Origin of the sequence: Paenibacillus tyrphae, assembly GCF_027925525.1 — a bacterium.
Taxonomy (GTDB): domain Bacteria; phylum Bacillota; class Bacilli; order Paenibacillales; family NBRC-103111; genus Paenibacillus_G; species Paenibacillus_G tyrfis_B.
The window spans coordinates 1-2,145 of record NZ_BSDJ01000069.1 but is presented as its reverse complement, the minus strand read 5'-3'; the positions used below and the strand labels follow the sequence as shown (position 1 = coordinate 2,145).

Sequence of the window (2,145 nt, the reverse complement as noted above, 5' to 3'; positions counted from 1 at the left end):
CGCGATCAGCTTCCTGAACGCCTCCTCCAGCCGCTTCCGGTCCAGCGCCCCTTCGACCGTCATCGCCCCCGGCATGTTGTAGCTGAGCTCCCCGCCTTCGAGCTGGCTCAAAATGTACAGCCGCTTTTGCGCGGAAGAGACTGGATAATATGCGCTCTGCTTCAGAATCGGGATAGACGCATAGGCGCTCTGCTCCCGGCCCGCGACCGCTTCCGCCATTTGCTCAATCGTCGGATACTGGAACACTTCCCTCAGCGGCATCTCGATATCCAGCTCTTTGTGCAGGTGGGCAACCAGCGTTGTTGCACGCAGCGAATGTCCACCGATCTCAAAGAAGTTGTCTTTGACGCCAACCTTCGGAAGTCCGAGCACCTTTTTCCAGATTTGTGCCAGCTGCTCTTCCATTGGAGTGCGGGCCGCGACGTAGTCGATCCCGGTTTGCATCCTTCCCTCCGGAGCAGGCAAGGCCCGGTGGTCGATTTTCCCGTTGGGCGTCAGCGGCATCTGCGCAAGCTGTACAAAATACGAAGGAACCATATAACCCGGCATTTCCCGCGACAGCGCTCTTCTTAGCTCGCCCGCCGGCAGCTCCTGGTCCGCGACATAGTATGCGCATAGCTGTTTTTGCCCGACCTCGTCTTCCCGCGTAATCACGACGGCTTCCAGAACGGAAGCTGCCTTGAGCAGATGCGCTTCCACCTCGCCGAGTTCAATGCGGTGACCGCGGATTTTCACCTGATGGTCGATTCGTCCCAAGTATTCGATGTTGCCATCCGGCAGCCACCTTGCCAAGTCGCCTGTTCGATACATCCGCGCCCCCGGAACGAACGGATTGTCGATAAATCTCTCCGCCGTCAGCTCCGGACGATTTAAGTAACCGCGGGCCAATCCTTCTCCCGATACGCACAACTCGCCGGCTACTCCGATCGGCTGCAGGCCGTTCGCTTCATCGAGGATGTAGATCGACGTATTGCTGATCGGCCTTCCGATCGGGATGGTTACCGCATCTTCGCCGACTTCATTTACATCGTAGAAGGTAGCGTATACCGTGTTCTCCGAAGGGCCGTACATATGTTTGATTTTGCCCGGTCCGAGATGCTTGAACGCTTTCCGGACATGGCTGACGGAGACTCGTTCCCCACCGAATAAAATCGTGCGAATATGACGCAGACAATCGGGATTCAGGTCAATCAGAACGTTAAAGAAGGCGGTAGTAATAAGCATGACCGAAATCCGCTGCCGTTCAATTAAACCTGCCAGTTTTCCGATATCCAGCATGGTCTCCTTAGGAATCAGAGTAAGCTTCGCGCCATTTAATAAGGCACCGAAAATATCAAAGATCGAGCCGTCGAAGGCGTAGCTGGATAATTGCAGCACGTTGTCCTTCGGCGTAATGTCGATGTAGTTGGTCGCTTGAACGAGCTGCACGATGTTGCGGTGCGTCGTTAAATTTCCTTTGGGCTTGCCGGTTGTTCCCGAGGTGTAGATCACGTAGGCCAGATCGCTGGAGCCATTGTTCCGCTCCAAATTCGAGCCGTCTGCGCCGTAGATTTCCGGATCGTTCAGTTCCAGCAGCTTCCCTGCAAAAGATGCGCGCTCCCGCAAATGATTCTGCGTTAGTAACAGCCTGACGCCCGAATCCTCCAGCATATAGCGGATGCGCTCCTCCGGATACTCCGGATCGATCGGCACGGTTGCGCCTCCGGCTTTCAAGATCGCCAAGATCCCGACGATCATGTCCAGGGAACGTTCGGCCATGATGGCGACCGGTTGATCCGGTTGCACCCCTTCCGCACGCAGCATTCGCGCCAGCCGGTTCGCCTTCTCGTTCAGCTCGTGGTATGTCAGCCGCTCGTCTTCGAACACAACCGCTACCTGCCCCGGCACACACTCCGCCTGCTCTTCAAATAACCCGTGGATAGTCTTCTCCCGCGGATAGGCCGCCCAAGTATCGTTAAACGGCCCCACAAGCTGCGCTTGCTCCTCCGCCGTCGCCAGCTCCAGCTCGTTCACCCGAATGTCCGGATTATCCGCAATTTGTTCCATTACATGGAGCAAATGACCCTGAATCCGTTCCACGCACGCCTGGTCATAAACAAGCGCGTTGTATCTGAAGCGTATCCCTAACGATTCGCCCGGCAGCAC

The 2,145-nt window shown here is 56.3% G+C and carries 1 protein-coding gene; it reads right to left on the bottom strand.

Annotation, left to right across the window (positions count from 1 at the left end):
- Positions 1-2,145, bottom strand: a 2,145-nt coding sequence (locus tag QMG93_RS34855; RefSeq protein ID WP_281944494.1) for a non-ribosomal peptide synthetase, incomplete at both ends; no start/stop codon positions are given.